General features: G+C 42.8%; 19 protein-coding genes. 11 read left to right on the forward strand and 8 right to left on the reverse strand.

What is annotated here, in order from left to right:
• Nucleotides 1-1,429: 1,429 nt before the first annotated feature.
• The 5 genes from A3763_RS23410 to A3763_RS23430 form a co-directional block, all read right to left on the reverse strand.
• On the reverse strand, nucleotides 1,430-2,026 hold the full coding sequence (locus tag A3763_RS23410; protein WP_156490480.1) for a hypothetical protein: 597 nt from the start codon (nucleotides 2,024-2,026) through the stop codon (nucleotides 1,430-1,432).
• Nucleotides 2,027-2,258: 232 nt separating this feature from the next.
• On the reverse strand, nucleotides 2,259-2,747 hold the full coding sequence (locus tag A3763_RS23415) for a hypothetical protein (protein ID WP_156495292.1): 489 nt from the start codon (nucleotides 2,745-2,747) through the stop codon (nucleotides 2,259-2,261).
• A gap of 670 nt (nucleotides 2,748-3,417) precedes the next feature.
• Nucleotides 3,418-4,506 carry an FAD-dependent monooxygenase gene (locus tag A3763_RS23420; protein WP_068511187.1) on the reverse strand — a complete coding sequence of 363 codons (1,089 nt, stop codon included), beginning with the start codon at nucleotides 4,504-4,506 and terminating at the stop codon, nucleotides 3,418-3,420.
• 276 nt (nucleotides 4,507-4,782) lie between these two features.
• The gene (locus tag A3763_RS23425; RefSeq protein WP_068510259.1) at nucleotides 4,783-5,385 is read right to left on the reverse strand and encodes a LysE family translocator; all 603 of its coding nucleotides are present in this window, start codon (nucleotides 5,383-5,385) and stop codon (nucleotides 4,783-4,785) included.
• Between the two features lie 249 nt (nucleotides 5,386-5,634).
• On the reverse strand, nucleotides 5,635-5,913 hold the full coding sequence (locus A3763_RS23430) for a LysR family transcriptional regulator (RefSeq protein WP_068567256.1): 279 nt from the start codon (nucleotides 5,911-5,913) through the stop codon (nucleotides 5,635-5,637).
• A 366-nt stretch (nucleotides 5,914-6,279) separates the two neighbouring features.
• On the opposite strand from A3763_RS23430, the gene A3763_RS23435 reads away from it, so the two are divergent.
• The 11 genes from A3763_RS23435 (at nucleotide 6,280) to fabR (ending at nucleotide 15,034) form a co-directional block, all read left to right on the forward strand.
• Nucleotides 6,280-6,756, forward strand: coding sequence for a Na+/H+ antiporter subunit E (locus tag A3763_RS23435; RefSeq protein WP_068509907.1), 477 nt, complete (start codon nucleotides 6,280-6,282; stop codon nucleotides 6,754-6,756).
• Nucleotides 6,753-7,019, forward strand: a complete 267-nt coding sequence (locus A3763_RS23440) for a monovalent cation/H+ antiporter complex subunit F (RefSeq protein ID WP_231872273.1) — start codon at nucleotides 6,753-6,755, stop codon at nucleotides 7,017-7,019. Before A3763_RS23435 ends, A3763_RS23440 begins: the two co-directional genes overlap by 4 nt.
• Nucleotides 7,020-7,042: 23 nt before the next feature.
• Nucleotides 7,043-7,372 (forward strand): monovalent cation/H(+) antiporter subunit G, encoded by a 330-nt coding sequence (mnhG, locus tag A3763_RS23445; RefSeq protein ID WP_068510913.1) that lies wholly within the window; start codon nucleotides 7,043-7,045, stop codon nucleotides 7,370-7,372.
• Nucleotides 7,372-8,352, forward strand: coding sequence for a DUF4040 domain-containing protein (locus A3763_RS23450; RefSeq protein ID WP_082865135.1), 981 nt, complete (start codon nucleotides 7,372-7,374; stop codon nucleotides 8,350-8,352). Before mnhG ends, A3763_RS23450 begins: the two co-directional genes overlap by 1 nt.
• Entirely contained in the window at nucleotides 8,349-8,705 is a 357-nt protein-coding gene (locus A3763_RS23455; protein ID WP_082865136.1) for a cation:proton antiporter subunit C, read from the forward strand. The genes A3763_RS23450 and A3763_RS23455 overlap by 4 nt, the downstream gene beginning before the upstream one ends.
• On the forward strand, nucleotides 8,705-10,222 hold the full coding sequence (locus A3763_RS23460; protein ID WP_068508492.1) for a monovalent cation/H+ antiporter subunit D family protein: 1,518 nt from the start codon (nucleotides 8,705-8,707) through the stop codon (nucleotides 10,220-10,222). The genes A3763_RS23455 and A3763_RS23460 overlap by 1 nt, the downstream gene beginning before the upstream one ends.
• Nucleotides 10,219-11,730 (forward strand): monovalent cation/H+ antiporter subunit D family protein, encoded by a 1,512-nt coding sequence (locus A3763_RS23465; protein WP_068508490.1) that lies wholly within the window; start codon nucleotides 10,219-10,221, stop codon nucleotides 11,728-11,730. The genes A3763_RS23460 and A3763_RS23465 overlap by 4 nt, the downstream gene beginning before the upstream one ends.
• Nucleotides 11,731-11,985, forward strand: coding sequence for a hypothetical protein (locus A3763_RS23470; RefSeq protein WP_068508488.1), 255 nt, complete (start codon nucleotides 11,731-11,733; stop codon nucleotides 11,983-11,985). It begins immediately after the preceding gene.
• A complete protein-coding gene (locus tag A3763_RS23475; protein WP_068508486.1) occupies nucleotides 11,978-13,702 on the forward strand; it encodes a Na(+)/H(+) antiporter subunit D in 1,725 nt (574 codons plus the stop codon). The genes A3763_RS23470 and A3763_RS23475 overlap by 8 nt, the downstream gene beginning before the upstream one ends.
• A 179-nt stretch (nucleotides 13,703-13,881) precedes the next feature.
• Entirely contained in the window at nucleotides 13,882-14,220 is a 339-nt protein-coding gene (locus A3763_RS23480; protein WP_068508484.1) for a rhodanese-like domain-containing protein, read from the forward strand.
• A 199-nt stretch (nucleotides 14,221-14,419) separates the two neighbouring features.
• Nucleotides 14,420-15,034 (forward strand): HTH-type transcriptional repressor FabR, encoded by a 615-nt coding sequence (gene fabR / locus A3763_RS23485; RefSeq protein WP_068508482.1) that lies wholly within the window; start codon nucleotides 14,420-14,422, stop codon nucleotides 15,032-15,034.
• 24 nt (nucleotides 15,035-15,058) lie between these two features.
• On the opposite strand, the gene A3763_RS23490 is transcribed toward fabR, so the two are convergent.
• The 3 genes from A3763_RS23490 to zipA all read right to left on the reverse strand — a co-directional run bounded on the left by A3763_RS23490 (nucleotide 15,059) and on the right by zipA (nucleotide 20,662).
• Nucleotides 15,059-17,626 (reverse strand): Calx-beta domain-containing protein, encoded by a 2,568-nt coding sequence (locus tag A3763_RS23490; protein ID WP_156490344.1) that lies wholly within the window; start codon nucleotides 17,624-17,626, stop codon nucleotides 15,059-15,061.
• A gap of 104 nt (nucleotides 17,627-17,730) precedes the next feature.
• Complete coding sequence (gene ligA, locus A3763_RS23495; RefSeq protein WP_068553188.1) at nucleotides 17,731-19,752, reverse strand: NAD-dependent DNA ligase LigA; 2,022 nt, start codon at nucleotides 19,750-19,752, stop codon at nucleotides 17,731-17,733.
• 37 nt (nucleotides 19,753-19,789) lie between these two features.
• Nucleotides 19,790-20,662, reverse strand: a complete 873-nt coding sequence (zipA, locus tag A3763_RS23500; RefSeq protein WP_068508495.1) for a cell division protein ZipA — start codon at nucleotides 20,660-20,662, stop codon at nucleotides 19,790-19,792.
• Nucleotides 20,663-20,676: the final 14 nt, after the last annotated feature.

Here is a 20,676-nt window from a genome sequence, read left to right on the forward strand (position 1 = left end):
ATGTTTTTTGGCTCTTAAGGTTTAGGGCTCAATATTCGGCAGGGAGTGCTCGTTTCTTTTCATACATTCCTCCGTTTAAAGTTTTAGGGTAGGTGGCACGTTTTCCCACTGTTCCGCTCTACTGTTTAAGCTTCTCAAGCACATTTTAATTTGTAGAGGCTTCGTCAATGGTGTGTTCCTAGGGAATCCGGTAAAGTCGCCATCTGCGGTGTTTTTGTCTCTGGGCAAGCACTTTGGTTTTAACGTGGTGTTTGGTGTAGTTGGGAGTTCTAAAACATCTAACCAGTTCATCAAACATCACTCCGGCCACAAAGAAACGTGGCCTGCGTTGGACGCACGATAGAGCCGTGCGCCGTTTATAAAAGCGTTAGAACTTTTTAATCAGATTGTAGATCAACCTAAAATGGATATAGAAAAAAAAGAATTTTGGGGTACAACGAAAGCTTCATCTTTAGCAACATACGGCTTTCTCATAGGGTTAATTAGCTGTTATTTTGCTTTAACTCAGCATGTAGCTTTATTGTTAGTATCAATCTTGTGCGTAGGCTCAATATTTTATGCGCTTACCACCAATTATCGACAAGGCTTTAATGTCAGGTGGCGGCTAGCTAATTTTATATTTCACTGTGTCTTTTTATTGGCCTTAGTTTCAGGGGTTGGCTTTGTATTATTTCTACTTTATGCGTAGTAAAGTTCTAACAAGTTTAGCCAGCATCGCCCCAGCAAAAAGACGCTGGGGCTGGACCTCGCTGCGCTCGGCCGCTGCTAAAGGCGTTAAGTGTCCGAGTGGTTGTCTGGTTGTCTGGTTGTCTCTTAAAGTATTTGTTACTTTTCGTAAGTAGCTGGCTTGCTGTAGAGAATTTAATGTGGTCTACACTATGGCTATCGGGTAAGTTTAGTATGAGACTATCGTGAATAGCTTGCTATGAATAAGGGGGAAAGGATATGAAACTGCGTATTTTTAGAATGCTTCTGCTTTTTATTCCAGTCGTGTCCATTAGCTATGCGTCATCAACTAGTGATCAAGCAAAGGAAATTACCTTAGTTGCAGATCAATGGTGCCCCTATAACTGTGTTCCTGGCACAGAGAGACCTGGCCTTTTGGTAGAGATTGCAAATTATTCCTTTTCGCAGGAGGGGTATAAGATAAATTATATCGTTAGGCCCTGGATTCGTTCAATTTTGACTGTCCGTAATGGTGACTATGNNGGANTNCCTAGGAACACACCATTGACGAAGCCTCTACAAATTAAAATGTGCTTGAGAAGCTTAAACAGTAGAGCGGAACAGTGGGAAAACGTGCCACCTACCCTAAAACTTTAAACGGAGGAATGTATGAAAAGAAACGAGCACTCCCTGCCGAATATTGAGCCCTAAACCTTAAGAGCCAAAAAACATTTAACGCCTTGGTGACATGCGCCGCCAGGCGTCATGTTGACCAACTTGTTATGTGTTCCCCAGGGTCTCGCGACGCCAATTCGTCAACACTTTCCTTTGAAAGAATAATATTCCCAAAATAGGCTGCGTCGCAATGATTGCCCCATTCCATATAGTAAACCAAATGGCATATACCACTCTCATCCACCTTGATTAGAATGGTATAACCAAGATCACCTTGCGCAGATGCATGGAAATGTATCCAATCACCAAAGATGTCAAGCGTACCCTCTATATCATATATTTTTCTGATAAAAAGAGCTTCGTCGTCGACAGGCATAACTTCCTGAATAGCTGAGCGGAATAATATAACTCTTTCTATATTGACCTTAATCCAAGCAAATTTTTCTCTTTTTTCAAAAACCTTAACAATCTTAACTTTAACGAAAGCTGACTCTTCTATCTCTTCTGGATGACAATCCCAGCCATTGTAGTGTGCTAATGCTGGTGTATATAAGGACCAAAAAGTAGCGTCAGATTGCTCTGAGAAAGGGCCTTGAATCCGTATAACTCTCGTAGAGCCTTCGGTTGGAATTACGTTCGATCGTTTCCATTTTTCTGACGTTGCCTCGGATGGTATTGCGTCCATCTCATCACTCCAGGACACAACATCATCCGAATACCCTGAAAATTCGAATACAGGATAGGAAGGATGCTCCTTATCAACGTATTTTCTGCATGCACCACAATAGAAATTTAGCTTCATTACACACCGTCACACATAACGCCTTGCGAATGGGCGAGCGACGCGCAGCAAAGCGAGTCCAGCCCCGGGTATTTTTCCGGGGCGAACATTGCGCAATTGGTTAGCTGAACAATTTCTAGTTATTTCGCATGGACTTATATTGTTCAAGAAAACTCACACCCTGTTTAGAATACTTGAGGTATATGAAAAAAGCGGCGTAAAGTGCCATAAAAATACCTGCAAACCAATATATTGCGCTATCTGATAACTGCCCATCAAGGTAAAGCCTAATACCAAATAACGAAGAACCAAAGGACACATAACAGAAAATAATTTTTTGCGCCCAGCTATTACCAGCAACGGTTTTGAGGAACGCTTTATCTCCAAGCAACGCTGCCATAAACGAGCCAGCATATAGTACAAAGAACGCTACTTTTCCTTGAAATATGCTAACTAAGATGAAACACGGAGTAAGTAGCAGAGCCGCTAGAATACCTTGTAGCGATTTGGCAGCCTTAGTACTTTTGTATAACTCTGGATTTTGAAACTTAGCCGTAACATCGCCGCTAGCACCTTTAGGGCAACCACATTTAGTGCATTTATTTGCGCTTTGTTCAACAATCACAGAACACGCATTGCAAATCCAGTTTGACACTTAAATAAATTCCTTATTACAGCTAACATTTGAATCTACGACATAAGGTCGTATATCCACCTGTCGTATATCCTTTTTTTAAAATCGTTCTGATATTACTCGAATCATACACCATGACTGGATTCCGCAGAAGTCCGAGATTCAAAAACTATTAAGAAATGCGACACTATGTCGTATATCGTGATTTTACACCAGTTTCTTAGCCACTTGTTTTATATACAGTTTTTGATTCGTTCTTGTAAGTTCTCAGGATATACGACAGGCGGTCGCTTTTTAAGTCAAAAGGTACTAAATCTAGCTGAACGAAAGCGAATTCTCGATGCTAGGGAACATCAGCTTTAACTACTAAAGTAATGTCCACCTTATCCATGACTACAATTTATCAAACAAACTCTTCCCACCTTTTGGAAAGATTCGCATACCCTCCCCACTCAATATTAACCACAGCGGCCCACCAGGTTTTAGTGCTTTAGTAGGATGTCCAAATTATTTAACCTAGGTGGGTATAACTAAAAATTTGGACTAAGCCTTAACTTAGCGTCAGTCACTTTGGCCCCTTCAAAATAACAAGCCAGATACCAGTAGCTAAATCTGGTTTTTTCCAAAGGTTTAATCTCTTTTGGTTTGAATGGATTTTCAATTATTTAGTGTACTTGTTTTTTTCTAAATAATGTTCGATCAGCCGATGTTCTGGGGTGTTTAGCAAATGTTCGTCTATATTTTCTAACCAATTAATATCATTCAAAGATTTATCAATTGGGGCGCGCAATGCGATTGGTGTCATTTCTGAGTAATGATTGAGAATGGTGTCGATGTCATTACACCTCTGAAAGCATGTTGTTAATGCGTTAGCCATGTTAAATGCTGTTTGCAAACCAACGCCCGCGCTATAGTGGAAAGAAAAAGCCGCATCGCCAATTAGAACCATATTTTCATGGAAAAGGTGTTTAACGGTATTCATCTTGAAAGAAAACCAGGGCAAATTGGTAGAAACCAAGTCAATTTTGTCTTCTTCGCTGGTGAATATCTTATTAAGATGGGGGATAGCTTCGGCTGGGCTTTGCTGGAGAAAGCGACTCGATTGAAAGCACTTTTCGGTCATTTCAATGATAACAGCCTGCCTGGTGTCCGTTAGGGGGTAGGAGGACAACTGAATGAAGCCGGTAGATGTTTTAATGACGTAAAACCTGACATTTGTTTGAGGTTTTGGTGAGTCGTTATAAAACCAAGTAAACTTTATTTTTGCTTCATGCTGCTGTGTGACAAATTTAGCCGCATATTCTTTTCGTACAATGCTGTTTACGCCATCTGCTCCAACCAATAAGTCGCAGGAATCTTGTAGCTGACTTAGCTCAGATGGAAGCACTTTTTTCTCTTCGATAGTTATTCCGAGTGACGTAGCTTTATTTCTGAAATAGCGCATCAATTCAAAACGGGAAACGCAGTGTCCATCAGAAAACTTAAAGGTTTGGCAGTCGTTATTGGTTTTTACGGTGGCTTGTGAGAGTCTCGGCGGAGTGTTATTCGCAAAGAGTGATGTGAAATAATCCTCATCCAAATGCGCTAACAAATCTTTGGTCAGCCCCTGTAGCGTGTAGCCTAAACCAAATGAGTTGATTGATTCATTTTTAGCCTCATAAACGGTGATGTCAAAGCCAGGATTGAATTTTTTCATGGCACTCGCAAAATAGAGCCCGGCCGGCCCACCGCCAATGATAATAATTCTCATATTCTCATATTCCTTTTATGCCAACCGGTACTACTACCGAGCATGTTTAATCTTTGTTAATCTTTACATTATAAACATTAAAGACTTAGCTTTACACCTGAATTCTACAATTTGTTTCTTTAACCGTTTTAGGTATTAAGCCAAGCTAAGTAAACTTGACGATGATTTGGTGAGCCATCAAATTCTTTATTACGCAAATCGCACAAAGCAAACACTAGTTTAAAGGCGCGGCGACAAACTTGTAGCCGTGCCTGTCATTGATATAGCCAATGCCATTTACAGCCATATTGAGATACCAGAAAACAGTAACTGGCCACTAAATATTAGCAACGGTACAGAAAGCGACTTAAGCACGACAGCGTAAACTCTCGGGTTGAACCGCTCTCCTAAGGCTTTAATAAAGAGAGCCACAGAAAATTTCGTAATACACAGACTAAATAATGTACAAACAATAAATACAACAGCCTCTATATTAGAGCCCATGAAAATATAGCTACTGCCAATAGTTAGCCAAAATATATACGGTGCTGGATTTAGGAAGTTAATTTTTACTGCCGTAGCTAAGCTTGAGCTTTTGCTACCCCCGACACTAGGGTCGATGTTGTTTGGAGTTTTAAGTATTTTGTATGCAATAAGAGCTAGGTACATAGAGCCAAAGACAGAAATCGCAGAGATAAACAAGCCTATATCATTAAGCTGCAACGTTAACAGCAATGCCAGAAGTATAATTGGCCCATCGGTTACAATAGGTGCAAGGCTAGCCATAAACCCATTGTAATTACCTTTTGACATGGTTTGATGAATCACAAACACACCTAAAGGCCCCGGTTTCAGCCCTGCCACTAAGCCAAAAGTTAATGCTGCTAATGCGAAATACATGATATACCCAGTAGGTTACAACCCTACTAATAATGGCGAAGAAACAGGGTGGTTTTATTTGGAACGAAGGCTTCCCTGCATATAAGTAGTTGCATACTTAACCTGCTTATTGTTCATACTGTCCAAGAGTTATAAAACCTGTATTCGTATGGATACTTTGTTCATTGTAATAACTACCCAAATAGTAACTCAAGGTCATACTTAATTCATATTGGTTGATTATAGATTTGAGTCAACGAGCTTTTTTGCCTAGCCATTATCAGTATCTAATACGAAGCTAAGCTTGGCATCACAAAGGTTGGTTTTAGCCAGTGTGCGTATTTCTTTTGCCAGTTGGCGATAAAAGCCCCGATTAGGACAATTCTGGCGCCATGCTAAAACGTGCATTCTTGATAAATTTAGCTGATCAATATCTCTAACGCTTGGCTGACTAATATTGATGATATCTGCCGCACCACGAAATATTGCAGACTCTGCAAGGCAGACAAAGTATTCCAACTGTCTTAGTGTCGGGGTTTCATGAGCCATTACAAGCGCAAATCCTCTATCAGTGTACTTTTCTATGATAGATTAATACTATCAATATAATTGTAGTACTTCTATTGAGCTATCAGTATCCGCAGTGCATATTACGCGAGCTTGAACTTCAATACCCAGCGTAAAAGCAATGGTTTATGAGCGTTTTTTTCAAGCATTACGTTGACAAGTTGAAACTATACGACTAGCTTCAAATAGAGATAAATTGTTGCGCTTTCACAAGAAATTTAGCTCTGGTTAGAGTGTTACCACCATTGACCTCTTATAATGATTGAAAATACCATATAAAAAATGTTACAAATCAACGTTCCCCAGCTAGCTATGATTCGAATTAACAATAAAGCCGGTATTCATTAAATGCATATATTTAAATGGGCAGTACTACTTTCAGCGTTCTGGTTGTTACTTTCTGGCTACATCCAACCACTATTACTTAGTTTCGGAGCCGTTTCTGTCATCATCGTACTTTTTGTCTTAAAACGTATGGATGAAGTAGATGAAGAGCCACAAGAGATTGGGACAGGTTTACGATTAATTCGATACATTCCATGGCTAATTGGGCAGATCATTGGCTCTAGCGCCCACGTTACAAAACTGATCTGGACTTCGTCAAATAAGGTTTCGCCAAGCTTGGCGAAAATAGATATAAAAGAAATACCTCCGAGCAATCATGTTTTATACGCAAATTCCATAACACTCACACCTGGCACCTTAAGCGTAGATTTGGAGGATGGTGAACTGACTGTTCACGCACTGCAAAAGTCCTCGTTAGAAGAACTCGAACAAGGTGCTATGGAAAATAAAATCGCCGGGATATGGGGTAATAACAAGTGACAGGAATATACGCTGCTGTTTGTATCGCTATTTTGGTTGTTATGGCTATCGCTTTGGCCAGAGCATTCGATGCGCCAACCGTTTACGACCGTATTCTAGGAGTAAACATGTTTGGCACCAAGACTGTTCTTTTTATTGCGGCCGCCGGTTATATGATGGGACGCCCAGACTTCCTGGACATTGCCATTGTGTACGCATTAATCAACTTTACAGGGATGGTTGCGGTACTTCGCTTTTTCGAATACACAGCGCCAATTGAATAAAACTTAAATAATAATGGTTGGACATGTTTGTCTTAGATATTGTTAGTAGCCTCCTGCTAATAGCAGGCGTTTTCTTCGGCTTAAGTGGTGCCGTTGGACTTTTTAAATTCCCGGATTTCTTCACTCGCGTTCACGCAGCGAGTGTCACGGACTCTATTGCAGCCATTCTGATCATAGGCGGTCTCCTCTTGCAGACGTCTTTCGATTTAAATACCGCAAAACTTTTATTCATACTGGTGTTTTTGATGCTTACCAGTCCTACCGCTTCTCATGCTCTTGCTAAGTCAGCCCGTCATGGCGGCTTACTTACAATTGCTGAAACCAAGAAAGAACAACAGGAGCAAACGCACTAATGGCCGAACTGATCGACTTGGTACTGCTTGCTATGTTGGCGCTCACTGCTTTACGCATTATATTTTTGAAAGATTTATTTGCTGTCGTCATGCTCTTCGGAATATATAGTTTTCTGTCAGCATTGATATTCGTAAACCTTGACGCAGTTGATGTCGCGTTCACCGAGGCATCGGTTGGTGCGGGCATATCTACAGTACTCATGCTTGGCACACTGGCATTAACTGGTAGAAAGGAAAAGCAAAGTGCCCACTCTTCAATCCTCCCTTTGGTTGTAGTCTGCGTAACCGGCGCTGCCTTGATCTACGGCACGCTCGACATGCCTCCCTTTGGGCACCCTGACAACCCAGTACACGAACATGTCGCTCCACGCTATATAGAAGAGTCACCTAAAGAAGTCGGATTACCGAACATGGTGACATCAGTACTTGCAAGCTATCGTGGCTTCGATACTTTAGGAGAAACGGTTGTTGTATTTTCAGCAGCAATTGGTGTCTTAGCATTACTTGGCGTAAGGCGCCGCGAAGAAAGTGATGCGCCAGAATCTGGTTTAAAAGCGCACCACGTACTGCACGTTGTTGCCAAGCTAATTATTCCCTTGGTTATACTGTTTGCACTGTATGTTCAATTTCATGGTGATTTCGGCCCTGGGGGCGGTTTTCAGGCCGGTGTCATCGCTGCTGCGGCTTTCATTTTGTACGCTTTAGTCTTTGGGACACCAAGCTCATTTGAAGTAGTAAGCCCAAAGTTTTTGCAATTAATGGCCTCTTTTGGCGTACTGCTTTACGCCAGCGTTGGCTTGTACAGCATGCTTAAGGGCGGCCAATTCCTTGATTACAACAAAATCGCAGCAGACCCAATCGCTGGCCAACACTACGGTATAATTATCATTGAACTTGGTGTTGGTATTACAGTGTTTGCCGTTATGCTTAGTATTTTCTATGCCTTCGATAGCCAGGCTGAGAGGTCTAACATCCAGTGAACTTTATTCTCGATTACTACAATTACTGGATCGTCGTATTTTTGATGATGACCGGTTTCTATATCGTTATATCCGCAAATAACCTGGTCAAAAAGGTCGTTGGTTTAAACGTCTTTCAGACCTCAGTTTTTATGCTTTACATTTCTATGGGTAAAGTCACTGGCGGCACCGCACCAATTGTCGTCGAAGGGGTTTCTCAATACTCTAACCCCCTCCCTCATGTTTTGATTCTCACAGCAATTGTTGTCGGCGTTGCGACAACGGCTGTGGGGCTTTCACTAATTGTTCGGATCAAACGGGCTTACGGCACAGTTGAAGAGAACGAATTTGAAAACAAGGATGATGCCATCTAATGCTTGACCAACACCTGGCTGTGCTTCCTATAATTTTGCCCCTGATAGCAGCACCTATCACACTCGTTTTGGGCCGTTCAATACTATCTTGGTGTTTTGCCACGCTAATAAGCGCTTGGGCCTGCCTGGTCTCGTGGCAGCTATTAGTTGCAGCTCTATCTGATGGCGCACTTAGCTATGCTGTCGGTGGCTGGCCACCACCCTGGGGGATAGAATTACGTATCGATGCCGCTAACGCGTTTATTCTGTTAGCCGTATCAGCGCTTTCAACACTTGTTCTAATTTACTCAAAGGACAGTATTGAAAAAGAAATCGACCCATCAAAACACTCACTATTCTACACTGCACACCTACTATGTCTTGCCGGCCTTTCTGGCATACTAGTTACTGGTGATGCCTTTAATCTCTTCGTGTTTCTTGAGATTTCCTCGCTTGCAACCTATACCCTTGTTAGCCTGGCTTCGGATCGACGCTGCTTAACTGCTGCTTTTCGCTATCTAGTGATGGGAACGATCGGTGCAACGTTTATCCTGATAGGCGTTGGCATGCTTTATATGAAGACAGGCACCCTTAACATGCTAGACCTTGCAGGCCGTATCGACGTATATGACAGCAGCCGCACGATCAATACCGGGCTCGCATTTATTATGGTCGGCGTCAGCATCAAGCTTGCTTTATTCCCATTACATATGTGGCTTCCTCCCGCTTATACCCATGCGCCCTCAGCTGTTACCGCGTTTTTGGCCAGCACAGCGACTAAAGTTGCAGTGTATGTGATGATTCGTTTCATCTTTACAATATTCGGGGCTGACCATGTTTTCACCGATATGGGCATGGATCTAATTTTGATGGTCTTGGCTGTCGTCGCAATTTTCAAGTGCTCTTACATGGCAACCGTGCAGAGCAACGTTAAAACAGTCCTTGCTTATAGTAGTGTTGCGCAAATTGGTTATATGATTCTCGGACTGAGCTTAGTCAGCGTAACAGGTTTGATGGCGGGACTTATCCACATATTTAACCATGCACTCATGAAAGGAGCTTTGTTTATGGCCGTCGGTGCCGTCTTTTATCGCGTAGGCTCTGTTGATATAAAAGCGTTCAGAGGTTTGGGCAAACACATGCCTTTAACCATGGCGGCATTCACAATTGCTGGCCTGAGTATAATCGGCGTACCGCTCACCGTTGGTTTTGTAAGTAAATGGTATCTGGTGACAGCAGCGCTAGAACAAAATCATTGGGTACTTGCTGCACTTGTACTTGCTGGCTCATTGTTAGCGGTAATCTATATTGGCCGGGTATTAGAGGCTGCGTATTTCCAAAAACTACCAGAATCACAAAACCCTAATAATATTAAAGAAGTTCCCTGGCTAATGCTGGCTCCGATGTGGGCACTTGTATTGGCAAACATTTATTTTGGTATCGATACAAGCTTGACTACCGACGCTGCAAATAGCGCATCTCAATGGTTATTCCAGAATACAACCTTAAGTATTAATGCTCAGGAGGTTTCTCCATGAACCTCTGGCAAGGTATTGAGCCATCACAGCTGATCACCCTCTCGATTCTTGTACCTTTTATTGGTGCGTTAATCGTTATCGCAACAGGTAAGAACCCAAACATCAGAGAGGCTGTCACATTAAGTACAGCAGCTATCTTATTCTCTATCGTATTAGCAATTACCGACTATACCTTTCAGGGTGTTGCCCTTAAGCTTGATGTTATCGACTTATTTCCAGGTCTTGGGATCAGCTTTGAAGTTGAACCCCTTGGCGTACTTTTCGCTATTGTAGCGAGCTTCTTGTGGATCATTACCAGCATCTACGCGATTGGTTATATGCGAGGCCACAATGAAGAAAACCAAACTCGATTTTTCTGCTGCTTCGCACTGGCGATCAGTTCCGTTATGGCAATTTGCTTCTCAGGCAACCTGCTAACACTATTCATATTTTATGAAGTATTAACACTGTCAACTTACCCACTAGTAACACATGCTGGGACTGAAGCAGCCAAGCAAGGCGGCAGAACTTACCTCGGCATCTTGCTTAGTACATCAATCGCATTTTTACTCTTTGCTGTCTTGGGTACTTACAGCTTAACAGGCACATTGGATTTCCAAGCAGGTGGAATTTTTGATAATTCACACAGCAAGGCCGTCCTTAGCGTTCTACTCGTTCTATTCTGCTATGGCATTGGTAAAGCAGCCATTATGCCTTTCCATCGCTGGCTACCTGCCGCAATGGTTGCGCCAACACCGGTTAGTGCACTGCTACACGCTGTCGCTGTCGTAAAAGCGGGCGTGTTTAGTATCCTAAAAATAATTATTTATATCTTCGGGATCGACCAGCTTAAAGAGCTCGCAACCACAGATATTATGCTCTATATCGGCGCTGCCACGATACTGCTCTCGTCTTGCATTGCTATGACTAAGGACAACCTGAAAGCTAGACTGGCCTACTCTACAGTAAGTCAACTAAGCTACATTGTCGTGGGTGCTCTGCTTGCTTCATCTATCGCCCATGCCGGTGCTGCCTTACATATCGCCACACATGCTGTTGGTAAAATCACCCTCTTCTTCTGCGCCGGTGCAATTATGGTTGCCAGTCACAAAAAGAACATCAGCGACATGGTGGGACTTGGCCGGCAAATGCCACTCACCTTTGCTGCTTTTGCGATTGGTGCAATAAGTATAATTGGCCTTCCTCCTATGGCAGGAACCTGGAGCAAGTGGTATCTGACAATGGGCGCTCTTGAATCTGACAAGCTCATCATTGTCGCCGTGCTAATGATAAGTTCCTTGCTTAATATCGCTTATCTTTTGCCCATCCCAATCAAAGCATTCTTTAATACCCAAGCAAAAGAATCTAAGCCTTGGGCATGGTCGGACACTAAAGAGGCTCCGTTACCAATTTTAATAGCACTTGGCGTGACTTCGTTTGGATGTCTTGCCTTGTTCTTCTATCCTCAACCCCTGATCGATCTAATAAATTTGATTCCAGGTGTATCAACGAATATGGGGGAAGGCTAAATGTCTGATCATCACTCTTCAGATGGCTGGTTCGACAAGCCAGAAAACGTCAAAAAGATGTTAAAAGTATTTTATGTCGCATGTGCTTTGCTAGTGATTGCTGACTTTATTGTTCACCGCCATATTTACCACAGCTGGGAGAACTTCCCTGCTTTTTATGCCATTTACGGCTTTGTAGGCTGTTCTATTCTCGTTTTCATAGCAACATGGATGCGAACCTTTCTGATGCGAGGTGAAGATTACTACGATGAGTAATGTGATTCCATTTCTTCCCCTAATGCTAGGTGCTTTAGCTGCGTTACTATTACGTGGCTGGACACGAAACCTCATCATGTTAGCGGCTCCCATTTTAGGTGCTCTTAACTTGGTCGGCCTAGAGCATGGCGTATTCTGGTCTATGGAGTTTATGGGCTATGCACTAGAGCCAGTTAAGGTTGATAAACTTAGCTTGATGTTTGGCTATCTTTTCCATCTTGCTGCTCTAATCGCCATCATCTACGCCTTGCACGTTAAGGATACTGTGCAGCACGTCGCAGGCCTCGCCTACGCAGGTAGTGCTGTCGGCGCAGTATTTGCCGGTGACTTACTTACCCTTTTCGTCTTCTGGGAGTTACTGGCACTCACATCCGTATTTCTTATTTGGGCTCGTCGAACAGATCGAGCCTATTCTTCTGGTATTCGCTATCTGATCATTCAAGTATTATCTGGCGTTTTGTTACTTGCAGGTCTATTGATCTTCGCGCACGTTAACAATAGCTTACTATTCACTCATATCGGCTTGCAGCATGAGGGCATCGCCCAAGTTGGTGCATGGCTAATCTTTTTCGCCTTCGGAATCAAGTGTGCCTTCCCTTTTATGCACAACTGGTTAACTGATTCGTATCCTGAAGCGACACCAAGCGGAACAATATTTTTAGCCTCGTTCACAACAAAGGTCGCGGTGTATGCTTTTGCTCGGGCCTACCCCGGTGAAGAAATTCTCGTATGGATTGGTGTCACCATGGCATGCTTTCCAATTTTCTTTGCAGTTATCGAAAATGATCTCCGCCGAGTACTTGCCTACAGCCTTATTAACCAAATTGGTTTTATGATTGTGGGGATTGGTATAGGTACCGCCATTGCATTGAACGGTGCCGTTGCCCATGCCTTTAATGATGTTATATTTAAAGGTCTGTTGATGATGACAATGGGCGCTGTCTTGCACATGACAGGTAAAATCAATGGCTCAGAGCTTGGCGGCCTTTACAAGAGCATGCCAAAAACAACCATACTTTGTATTGTTGGTGCTGCGTCTATCTCGGCCTTCCCGCTTTTCAGCGGCTTCGTATCGAAGTCAATGATTATGGCTGCTGCAGTAGCTGAAGGCTATGATGTTGTTTGGTTATTATTACTATTTGCCGCTGCCGGCGTATTTCATCACGCGGGCATCAAGATTCCTTACTTCGCATTTTTTGCTCACGATTCAGGTATCCGTACAACTGAACCACCCAAAAACATGCTAATTGCGATGACCTTAGCAGCCGTTGGGTGTGTTGTACTAGGTACCTTTCCTGCTCAGACTGTTTACGCTCTATTGCCCTGGGAACACAGCTACCAGCCCTACGATATTACGCACGTTCTTACGCAGTTACAGCTTTTGTTCTTCTCGGCTCTAGCGTTTGTATGGTTAAACCTGCGCAATCTATACCCGCCAGAACTACCTTCCACAAATCTGGATGCTGACTGGTTATACCGAAAGCTTGCTCCCGCGTTTGTAAAAAGGCTAGCATGCACGATCTATTGCACCTATGAAAAGATTGAAAAATCACTCGCTTATTCAATTAAGCAAATGATTCAAAACTCTTATGACACCAAAGCTGGAAAACCAAAAGGATACTTTGCAAGGCTATGGCCAACTGAGACCATGGTTGTTTGGGTCGCCATTTTGCTAGCAGTATATTTAATGATTTATTACTTTCCTGAGCTGCTCTAATCGAGCAGCTTTTCAACTAAGTAAATCTTTATTAGCTCCAAGAGTCCCTAGCTAGGTTGTATTCTATTTTGCGTACATAGATCATAATACCTCCGGTTACACTCCCTCGTTTTTTGACATATTTGCCTTCGGTTTCTAGGCTTTATATTAGCCTCTACTCATTACAGGGACTTAAAGCTATGAGATTACCATCCTATTTATTCCGCCTAGTATTACTATGTTTTGCCACCTTTGGCTCCAATATCATATTGGCAGACCCTGTCTGGATCGACGTGAGAAGTAAAATTGAACACACTTTCGACCATATAGATGGTGACCTACGTGCCACCCACAACGAAATCGTTCCTATAGTTAGCCGGCAGTATCCCGACAAAAACACTGAGATTGTTGTTTATTGCGCCAGGGGTGTGCGCGCGGAAAAAGCGAAGAATGCTTTGATTGCAGCCGGGTATAGCAGAGTTACAAATGCAGGTGGCATTGACGATGTGCGGCAGAAACGCAATATTTCAACAGATTAAATTCACCATGCACTACCCGCAAGGTATTAAATAACTTATCCAAGAATAAAATGAGCGCAGGTTAATCTAGCTGATACTTAGGCCGCACTGGCGATAGCTAATTATCGTTAATTATGAGTGGATTACGCCCACAAGACTAATTGTTAGTGCTATCATTATCGAATACGCTAAATTATTAATTGTTCTGAGAAAAGTAGCTGTGACAAAACGTTCTGAGCAGAAACAAAAAACACGAAGAGCTTTATTAGATAGTGCTCTAGATTTATTGAGTCCCGAGCGCGTCTATTCCGGGCTCAGTCTGCGTGAGGTAACACGTGGGGCGGGTATTGCACCAACCTCCTTCTATCGACACTTCGATGACATGAACGACCTTGGTTTAGCCTTGGTCGAAGAGGCAGGTTTAGCATTACGCCAACTTCTTAGAAAGGCTCGCTCCAGAATTCAAGAACAAGGCACTGCAATTGATATTTCTGTCGATACCTTTATTGAATACCTTATGAGCAACACAAACCACTTTCGTTTGTTGTTACGGGAGCATACTGGTAACTCTCAAGAGTTTAGATCTGCGATTAATTTGGAAATTCGACACGTTGTTACTGAGCTTGAAGAATATCTTAAAGTGCGCGCGATAGAAGGAACAAACAAAGCCGCCTTGGATTATCAGACGCGCAACGCTTTAGCGGAAGCTATGGTAACGATTGTTTTTCAGATGGGCGGCAACTGCCTGGACGCCACAAAGACCGAACGCACGAAAGAAGCAGACAAGACAAAGCTTCAGTTGAGAATGCTACTAAAAGGCGCTTATAGCCTCTGAGCACCACTTTATCATTGTGAAACGCTATAGTGGCGAGGACAACATTTCGCCACTATTAGAAAACGCCGATATCCTATAAGTCTCCTGCCCAGGGTCAGTTTGCATTTCACTCCACAACACAAGAAACTTACTATCACTATACTCCTTAAGTGATATCACTCTGTCATTTTGTATTGAACCAAATTGCACAAGCCCAATCTGTGAATATCCGGCTCCCTCTCTGCCAAGTACCGTCACAAAGGCATCATCACCACCAAGTTTGGTTTGATCAGAAAACTGACCATCAGTTTGTCCTGCGACAATAAGCAAGTCGTCTTCATCAGTATTTATCATCGCGACACCAACATCAGCCCCGGATGAAGAAATTTCTGTATAACCAGTCGAATTAAAAGCAGAATCATAACTATAAACCACCACATCCCTGGTTAACGAGCTTGTCACACCTGTGGTTGAGTACTCTAATCCAAGGCCATCAGCTAGCACACTAAAGCCGGAAAGGTCAGAGTCATATCTGATCACCCTTACATTATCATCACGGTTTGAACTTATTTCTGGAAAATCTACATTCTCGCGAGTGAGCTTTGTGCTTACAGAAAGTGAACCAATAGCTCCATCCATCGAACTCGTTCTTATTCCGCTAAGCGAAATCAGGTCTCGATTGCCCGCATCGATGCTTTTTATGTCATCGTCTTCTTCAGTTCCAACAAAGCGATACCAAACAGGTGCATTGTTAGTGATATCAATTTTATAGACAAAGCCGTCGACTCCGCCTCGATTCGCAATATCGGCAGGCTCACCATTCAACATGAACCCAGAGGTATTTCCCGAAACGTACAATTCCTTACCATACAAGCGAGTACTGCTTATGAAATCATCTTCCTCGCTTCCATAATATGAAGTAGACTCGACATCAAACGCGCCGGATTCACTCCCAGCCAAGACCATAACGCCAAAATCGCGGCGTCCAAAAAAACCATCAGCATTTTGCGCTTCCACTTCGTACACAATAACTATTCGATCAACTTCATCCTTACTTGTCGAAATTGATATTGGCTTAAGATTCGTATCTGGAAGCGCAATGACCAAGTCAGACAGGCCGTCAACTAAAGCAATATCGCCAGAACGATGCCTCAAACTCAAGGTAATTACGCTATTAATATTTGAAGTGTCAGAAATTAAGGAAATTACACGGCCATTTGAGTCAATAGTAAAATCTACAGCCTCTTGTCCAATTTCACCTCTTGCAACAACTGCGTTATCGACCCAGTCATTGATAATAAACTCACTTGGCTCTGCATCAATAATATCCTCAATATCTGTACGGATAACTATTTTTTCATCTTCGCTTAAGTCGTCATCGAAATCTTCGTTCTCTAGAATATCAACGGAAATCGCCCCGTTTAGACTACCAGCAGGAATCAGCAAAACTCCGTTTTCAGGGGTAAGCAAATAATCAGACTGCTCCGCTGTTGTTTTATCTGTATCGACATAAATAGCAATTTCAACGTCTGCTACATAGGGTGCCCGTAGGTTAACGGGAATGTTGTAAGAGGAGCCCTCATTTCCTACACTTTCAATATTTGACATTGTTACGCTAGGCTCATTGTCGATAATTTCAATAGTTTTATTTGCTGAAGCAATGTCTATCAGCGCACCTTCTACCGAGGTAAATTCTATTTCAAAGGTCTCATTACTCTCAATTATCCCATCATCAATTGTCTCTACCAACACAAAACAGGCTGACTGCCCAGCCTCAAAGACTACCTTACCATCACCCTCTGCAATTGAACGATAATCAACATCAGGGCGAGCATACTCTATGTTCGAGGCGTTTCTTTCTCGCAGATCTGAGCTGTATTTGGATGTGGTTTTATAATAAGCAGTTGTCCGTTTTGAGACAGGTGCCTCTAATTCAACAAGGAAAGCTGCAGGGTAAACATGCACGCCGTCGACATCCCTACGGCCTAAACTTATGTCACCAACTTGGTTACAAACGAGGGTGTTACCAGCATTATAGGCCGTTACAAGATTATTAATGCTTGCGATAGAGGAAGCCCCCTCGTTGATAATCGAGCCTCCCGAGAAAGAAAGAGCGTTTGCAGCAACAGAGAAATCATATGTTTCAGAAGTTGAATTAATACCATCACTCAATTCAAGCCCGTATGTATAGTTTCTACCTACCAGAGTTTCCGGAGATGCTCCCTCTGGAAACTCTACTAAAGCCTCTAGCTTAAATGCAGGCTTTATTGCGTCATCATCATCAGCGGAAGAGCTAATGTTTTCGATGTACATATCAACAATATTCGTATCGATGTCGGTTACATCATCATTAATTTCAGGATGCTTAACATAGGCCATTTGATATGCACCAGACCCACCAGCAGCACCAAAAGTAAATGTAAATGGACTATCGTAGTATAGGGTTTGGGGTGGGAATCCAAGTATTTCGAGTGGTGGGCTGGATAGCTCGACAGCAGCTATTTGTGGTTCAGAGCTATCACTATCGCCAGTACAGCCACCGATTAGCATTAGACAAACTGATGTAAAAGTTGCTTTGATCAAGACGTGCAAATAATCCATTACTCTACTCATTGTTTTTTTGCGTTGACGTCGCAAATTATTGAATCTATTAAATGATATTAAAAACAGTGAGTAAGTGACAGCTGGACTTTATGGAAACGTCTTATAGTTCACACTTATTTAACTAGTGAGAGCACTTGTTCCTCATTAAGCACCTCGACACCGAGTTTAGCTGCCTTATCTAGCTTAGAACCGGCAGCATCACCCGCAATTAAGTAGTCCGTTTTGCTAGATACACTTGATTGAACTTTGGCACCATTTTCCTTAAGTAGTGCTTTCATCTGGTCACGCCCCATACTTGGAAGCGTACCGGTAATAACAACTTTTTTGTCTTTAAACGCACTTTCAAAGCTTTGCTTTGGCACAATTAAAGGCGCTGGACTCACTCCCAACTCGATTAGCTGGGATATTTTTTGTTGATTGTTCTCGAACTGAAAAAACGTAAATATATTGTCAGCCATTATCGGCCCGATATCATTTAACGCTATCAATTGCTCTTTGCTTGCTTGCATTAAGCGCTCTAGTTTTTCAAACTGCTCAGCCAATAGCTCTGCCGTTGTTTCACCAACCTCTGGAATTCCCAAAGCGAAAATAAATTGAGCAAGTGTACATCGCTTGGATATCTCGATGGCGGATACAATATTTTTTGCTGACTTTTCACCCATACGCTCTAAGAGCGCTAAGTTCTTTGCATCAAGTCTATATAAATCACTTACGTCCTGGATTAGCTCTTTATCAATAAGCTGGTCGATTAACTTATCACCCAAACCGTCAATATCCATAGCCTTTCTACTGGCAAAGTGCTTTATAGACTCTTTTAATTGCGCGCCACAGACAAGTGTGCCGCTACATCGAGCGAGCACGCCATCTTCTTCAATTTCTATAGGGGAATCACAAACGGGGCAGCACTTTGGCAGGACAATATCAACACTATCTGGTGGTCGACGCTCTTTAACACATCGTACAACTTTAGGGATTACGTCACCGGCACGGCGAATGACAACCGTGTCACCTACCCTTATTTGTAAACGCTTAACTTCATCCATATTATGCAAGGTTGCGTTGCTAACGGTCACGCCACCGACAAAAACAGGCTTTAAACGAGCAACAGGCGTGAGAACGCCGGTACGCCCAACCTGAAAGTCAACGCTTTCGAGCACTGTAAGCTCCTCTTGAGCAGGAAACTTATAAGCAACAGCCCAGCGTGGCGCACGCGCAACGAAGCCTAATTCCATTTGGGCTGCAAAATCATCCACCTTAAACACGATGCCGTCTATTTCATAATCGAGTGATGACCTCTTATCGCTAAGCATCTCACAGTAAGCGATACATTCCTCAATATTTTGAAGTTGCTGCATATCGCTATTGACCACAAAGCCCCATTCATTAAGCTTTTCAAGTGTTGAGAAGTGACTACTGGGAAGCCCTAGTCCAGAAGAGTAGCCAACAGAATAGGCGCACATCTTCAATTGCCTTTTCGCTGTCACTTTGGAATCGAGCTGGCGTAAACTACCTGCGGCAGCATTACGCGGATTAACGAACAGTTTGTCTCCGTTCGTTTGCGCTTCTTCATTAAGTCGATTGAATGAAACCAGAGGCATAAATATCTCACCCCTCACTTCTAGTTCATCAGGGAAACCACTACCAAGCAAACGAAGCGGTATTGAGTTGATGGTACGTACGTTGTGAGTAATATCTTCGCCCACTTTTCCATCACCACGAGTCGCACCATAAATTAACTTGCCTTGCTTATAAAAAAGGCTTACTGCAACACCATCTAATTTTGGTTCTGCAACATAACTTATCGTGGCAGAGCCGCTTAGGCGCGCATGTAGTCGAGAATCAAAGGCCTGTAAATCATCAGCAGAAAATGCATTATCCAAAGAAAGCATAGGAATCTTATGCTCAATCTGGGCGAATTTATCGAGCGGTTGGCCGCCAACCCTTTGAGTCGGAGAATCAGCACTAATTAACTCCGGGTACGCAGCTTCAATATCTTGAAGCTCCTTAAATAATCGATCGTATTCGGAATCGGGTACACTTGGGTCATCTAAAACGTAATACTGGTATGCATAGCGTGAAAGCAGCTGGTTTAGCTCGTTTGCGCGTGAGCGCGAGGCATCGATAGATTTGGACATGTAAGGCTAGCGCTGATGTTAGTGAAATTTTCGCTGATTAAAGTTTTACTTTAGACAGCTGGCGGCGTTCAAACTCTTTAATCTTTGAGCGACAATGCTCAATAGTTTGTGGCGTCATCACACTTAGGTTTTCATCCTTAAGTTCGCCTTGCAAGTTTCTAGCAAAACACTGCGCGGTTTCGAGCATAAATTCGAAAGCTTTACTGTAATCCTTAGGCCCAGGCAGGGTCATAAAGAAGCTCACTCCAGGCGTGGATATTTCAGCTAATGTATCTGGATCAAAATATCCAGGTTCGATAGCGTTAGCAACACTAAATTGGATAGGGCTTAACAGGTCATCTTCTTCGTGGCGATGAAAGATAGACATATCACCGTGATCGAGACCACAAGCTTCCAGCAACTGTTTAACATCTGTTCCCGAAAACCCTTTGTTGGTTGTTGCGTGCACATTGATAACGATAACAAGCGCGTGCTTGTCATTGTTTTCACTTGCGCTACTAACTTCGATTTCAGCAACTTTCTTGATCTTACCGGCGTGAGCCGTTTTAACTTCGATTGACTCTAGCTCTATACGCGAACCCGCATCGGCAACAATGGCTCCATCTTCTTTTACGTCATCATCGTTAAAAGGTGTATCGAAATTCAGACTAGGTTCGATTTTATCCTTAGAGGAATTAACTTCTTCAATGCCTGATTCAAGTGCACCTGAAGATACAACGCGCGCGCCACCACTGGGTAATTCAGGATTAAAATCGTCTTCAAGCGGATCACCTGCACCCAAATCGCCACTCATGTCACGAGACATCTTAAGTGAGTCACGATTGGCAATACGCATGCGCCTGTAACCATCGATCAAAATACCAACGATAATTACTGCACCGATAACAATTAACCAGTCTCTTAAATTCATTTTTTCACTTATAT

This window comes from Oleiphilus sp. HI0128, assembly GCF_001635365.1.

Bases quoted from the DNA above. Each gene is read 5' to 3' on its own strand.
- A3763_RS23410 (WP_156490480.1), bottom strand. From the start codon at position 2,026: ATGGACGCAATACCATCCGAGGCAACGTCAGAAAAATGGAAACGATCG.
- A3763_RS23420 (WP_068511187.1), bottom strand. From the start codon at position 4,506: ATGAGAATTATTATCATTGGCGGTGGGCCGGCCGGGCTCTATTTTGCG.
- A3763_RS23425 (WP_068510259.1), bottom strand. From the start codon at position 5,385: ATGTATTTCGCATTAGCAGCATTAACTTTTGGCTTAGTGGCAGGGCTG.
- A3763_RS23430 (WP_068567256.1), bottom strand. From the start codon at position 5,913: ATGGCTCATGAAACCCCGACACTAAGACAGTTGGAATACTTTGTCTGC.
- A3763_RS23435 (WP_068509907.1), top strand. From the start codon at position 6,280: ATGCATATATTTAAATGGGCAGTACTACTTTCAGCGTTCTGGTTGTTA.
- mnhG (WP_068510913.1), top strand. From the start codon at position 7,043: ATGTTTGTCTTAGATATTGTTAGTAGCCTCCTGCTAATAGCAGGCGTT.
- A3763_RS23450 (WP_082865135.1), top strand. From the start codon at position 7,372: ATGGCCGAACTGATCGACTTGGTACTGCTTGCTATGTTGGCGCTCACT.
- A3763_RS23460 (WP_068508492.1), top strand. From the start codon at position 8,705: ATGCTTGACCAACACCTGGCTGTGCTTCCTATAATTTTGCCCCTGATA.
- A3763_RS23465 (WP_068508490.1), top strand. From the start codon at position 10,219: ATGAACCTCTGGCAAGGTATTGAGCCATCACAGCTGATCACCCTCTCG.
- A3763_RS23470 (WP_068508488.1), top strand. From the start codon at position 11,731: ATGTCTGATCATCACTCTTCAGATGGCTGGTTCGACAAGCCAGAAAAC.
- A3763_RS23475 (WP_068508486.1), top strand. From the start codon at position 11,978: ATGAGTAATGTGATTCCATTTCTTCCCCTAATGCTAGGTGCTTTAGCT.
- A3763_RS23480 (WP_068508484.1), top strand. From the start codon at position 13,882: ATGAGATTACCATCCTATTTATTCCGCCTAGTATTACTATGTTTTGCC.
- A3763_RS23490 (WP_156490344.1), bottom strand. From the start codon at position 17,626: ATGAGTAGAGTAATGGATTATTTGCACGTCTTGATCAAAGCAACTTTT.
- ligA (WP_068553188.1), bottom strand. From the start codon at position 19,752: ATGTCCAAATCTATCGATGCCTCGCGCTCACGCGCAAACGAGCTAAAC.
- zipA (WP_068508495.1), bottom strand. From the start codon at position 20,662: ATGAATTTAAGAGACTGGTTAATTGTTATCGGTGCAGTAATTATCGTT.